The sequence below is a fragment of the Novipirellula artificiosorum genome (assembly GCF_007860135.1).
In the GTDB taxonomy this organism is placed as follows: Bacteria; Planctomycetota; Planctomycetia; order Pirellulales; family Pirellulaceae; genus Novipirellula_A; species Novipirellula_A artificiosorum.
Genome location: NZ_SJPV01000050.1, coordinates 1 through 3,368, shown reverse-complemented (window position 1 = coordinate 3,368; position 3,368 = coordinate 1). Strand labels below are relative to the sequence as shown.

Annotated in this window: 4 protein-coding genes; all 4 read right to left on the bottom strand. The window is 53.9% G+C overall.

Annotation, left to right across the window (positions count from 1 at the left end; genetic code table 11):
- Positions 1-22: 22 nt before the first annotated feature.
- A complete protein-coding gene (locus Poly41_RS33645; protein WP_146531756.1) occupies positions 23-2,089 on the bottom strand; it encodes a recombinase family protein in 2,067 nt (688 codons plus the stop codon).
- Complete coding sequence (locus tag Poly41_RS33640; RefSeq protein ID WP_146531755.1) at positions 2,086-2,376, bottom strand: hypothetical protein; 291 nt, start codon at positions 2,374-2,376, stop codon at positions 2,086-2,088. The genes Poly41_RS33645 and Poly41_RS33640 overlap by 4 nt, the downstream gene beginning before the upstream one ends.
- Positions 2,377-2,381: 5 nt before the next feature.
- The gene (locus Poly41_RS33635) at positions 2,382-2,840 is read right to left on the bottom strand and encodes a COG3415 family protein (RefSeq protein WP_146531754.1); all 459 of its coding nucleotides are present in this window, start codon (positions 2,838-2,840) and stop codon (positions 2,382-2,384) included.
- 193 nt (positions 2,841-3,033) lie between these two features.
- Positions 3,034-3,368 (bottom strand): DUF5372 family protein (locus Poly41_RS33630; protein ID WP_197232000.1); only part of this gene is annotated, 335 nt, incomplete at its 5' end.

Here is a 3,368-nt window from a genome sequence, read left to right as displayed (position 1 = left end):
CGCGAAGCCCGAACTTGAAGGACTATGCTTCATGTTGCACCTTTTCGGTTCGTTCAGACACGACGTCAAGATCTTGGCTTCGGTCCTTTAGTTTGACGCCCATTTGTTTTATCGGTCGATCTTCCCCTGGGCGATCGTATAAACACTCGTTTTTGTCGTTGTAGGGGTGTGCTTTGAGCAACCCGTGATTGCGCCACGTTCTGACCGTTACTCTGGCGACTCCAAGCTCCCTGGCAAGTTCCGTTTGGGTCAGTAGTCCCCGCGCACGCAGGCGATCATACCGTGGTCGAATCGCGTAGGCGCGGCGTATTCGAGCCACCAGATTGCCTGTGAATTCCAAGCCTTCACCGGTTCGCATCCCTTCCAGGTTGAGCCTGTTGGCGACTTGACCATCGGTAAGATCGTCGAGGAGCTGGTCGATTGCGTCGATGACTTTCGGATCGGTTTGTCGCAGTTGCCAAGCTCTCAGTGGCCGAGGTAACTGCAGTGTCTCAGTCATGCCTCCCTTGAATCGGATCTGAGTCGTGATCGTTTCGCCAACACTTAGCGTTACATCTTCAACCACCAGACGAATGATTCGCTTGCGATCTTGATCCGTGACACAGGGATCATTCCACAGTCTGGGAAAGTTGGTTGCCATCTCTAAGATTTCCGAACGCACTGAATCGTTAACGACTGCAGAATCTTGTTCTCGATGCAGTGTGTAAAGATTCTGAGATTCGGTCAGTGCGCGCAACTTGTCATTCCACTCCGCTTCCAATGAATCGGCGACCAAGCGGTTGTTCGGATCAACTTTCATGAAGCGACTGCGAGCCAACTCCGCTTCGTAAGAAGCGCGTTCTACCTGCTGTTTTCTCAAGGCATCTGCTTCGTTTTGACGAGCCTGAAGCTCGTGTTGCACGGCCAAGGTGACTTCCATCGCCAACGGGGTTACCTTCTTAAGCAGCAACTGACTGATCGCTTCGTCAATGCTTTGGCCGGGAATGCTTTGGCAGAGAGGTTCACCTCTCGCGATGCCATCGCGTTGGCAAACGTACTGCGGCACCAAACGGGTTTGTCGTGTATGGTAACGAATCGTCATGCGTTTGCCGCAGACCCCACAGATGGCCAGTCCCTGCAGCAACGCGGGTCCTTCGCCGGCGGGACGCTTGCAACGATCGGCGCCGTTGGCTTGAGAGTTCTCGTCCAGTCGCCGGAGATTACGTTGGAACTGTTCCCAGGTGATATATCCGTCGTGAGCGTCGGGTAAGAACGTATGCCACTGGTCCTGTGGCTGTCGTTTAAGATGTCGTGTTCGTCCAAAGACAAACGCGCCGGAATAGCGAGGATTGTGCAACAACTGCAATGCGCGGCTGTGTTCCAGTTCGCCCCACACCATTTCTCCCTTGCCAGGCCCCTTGCGCAGTTTGCGAGGGAACTTCCACCCTTCACGACGAAATAACTTGACTGTACCTGATGCGGATCCGATTTCTTCAAAGGTCTTGAAGAATTTGCCAATCGCATTCTGAACTTGCTGGTCGGGGTCGAGTACGGCCCGGCCCGTGTGGTCGTAAACCAGACCGATCGGTAGTGGAATCCTTAGTTCTCCGCGACGCGCCTTGTTTTCGATTCCACCTCGTAGCCGAGATCGCAAAACATGCAGTTCCGCTTCGCTCATCGTTCCCTTTAATCCCAGCAGCAAGCGGTCGTTGAAATGCGATGGATCGTATAGCCCGTCTTCATCCAAGATTAGCGTGTCCGTAAGCGCGCAGATCTCCAGTAAGCGATGCCAGTCAGTCGAGTTGCGTGCCAGTCGCGAAACTTCTAGACCCAGCACAATTCCGGCGCGTCCCAATCCCACCTCCGTGACCAGACGCTGAAATCCCTCACGATCAACCGCGCTGGCGCCCGACTGGCCCAAGTCACTATCGATCACGATCACACTTTCCGGCTGCCATCCCAAGGCAATCGCTCGCTGCCGCAGGTCGTACTGGCGCTTAGTGCTTTCGCTGTTCTCAAAGACTTGACGTATTGTAGATTGTCTGATGTAAAGGTAAGCATCTCGCTGTAGATGACTTGCCGTGACTTTTTGGTTGGCGGGAGCATTCATGCCACAACCTCCTGTTGGCGATGAAGAATCAGATTCGTAAGCTCACAAGTGAGTTGGCGTTGCAAATCGTCACTGGCGGTGATCGGACGCGGTGAGCTAAACTCGCTCGCGCCGCTTGATGACCAGGCTTCGGCGGACACCGCTGGCAAGCAGTATTTCAGCCAGGCGATCATTCCGCTGCGAATGAAAACCGACTGCCCCCAACCGCGCAGTGACTCAAGCCAAGTCCGACGCAACTGTTCATAACGAGTGATCCACTCTTGGACCTCAGCGTGGTGGTCCCCCATTTCGTTTACCGCCCCTTTTTTTCGCGTCGTGCGAGAGCTCGTTCGATGCTGCGCGGATGAACGCTAAGTTCATGTTGATCAAGTACCAGCGCGGCTAGTTGTAATGAGCTAAGCGTTCTGTCTTCAGCGAGGCAGTTGTCGATGAAATCCAAGAGTTCCTCGTTCAACTTATGAGCCCCGCGCGGGCCAGGCGCTGAAGGGATCAGCCCCGCAATCCCCGACTGTCGAAAACTCGCCAGCACCTTGTAGTAACCCGACCGAGAAAAGCCAAATTGCCTGGCCGCTTCGGTAGCCGCGATGTTTTCGACGCGAACCGAGCGCAGCATTTCATATTTAACGAGCACCAAGTCCTGTGGATCAAAGAATTCGCTGTGACCAAAAAGTGGATTGGTAACCGCATCGGCACGCTCATTCAATGTCCCGTGCTGCAGCAACTGCTGCCGTTTTGATTCGTTGATGTGCATCACGTTCCTCCATGAAAGTGGCCGCCAGTGGCGTCTACCAATTTACGCCGTCTAACATCGTATCGAGAGCGATTGGATCCTCCAACACTAATCATCCGTCTTAATTTGAGGAGGATTCAATTCGGAACTCGCCAAGACGATTCCAGGGTCCGGCGTAATTCGGTGGACGCGTACGGCAAAATCCCGTGGACACTCATTTCTGTAGTTTTTCCAAAGCAGCGTCCGTTCGATGAGCGATCTGACGTAGCAAAACGACCAACTCACTCAGGTCAACAAAACGAAACGCACATCGACCCGCGGCAACCTTGCAAAAGGGGTCTTGTAACGAAAAGTTCGTCCAGGACGCAGCAATCGCGCGAAGACGCCCCTCGTCGTCATGGAAATAGACACGATCCTCTCCCCAGTTCTTTCGATGCCTCACCAACGCAAACCGACATCCCCTAAGCGGATGAAACGGATGCGTGATCGTGAAAGTTCTTTCGTCACCGACCAAATCAGGTGCAGTTGACGACTCATGCAAACGCGCAC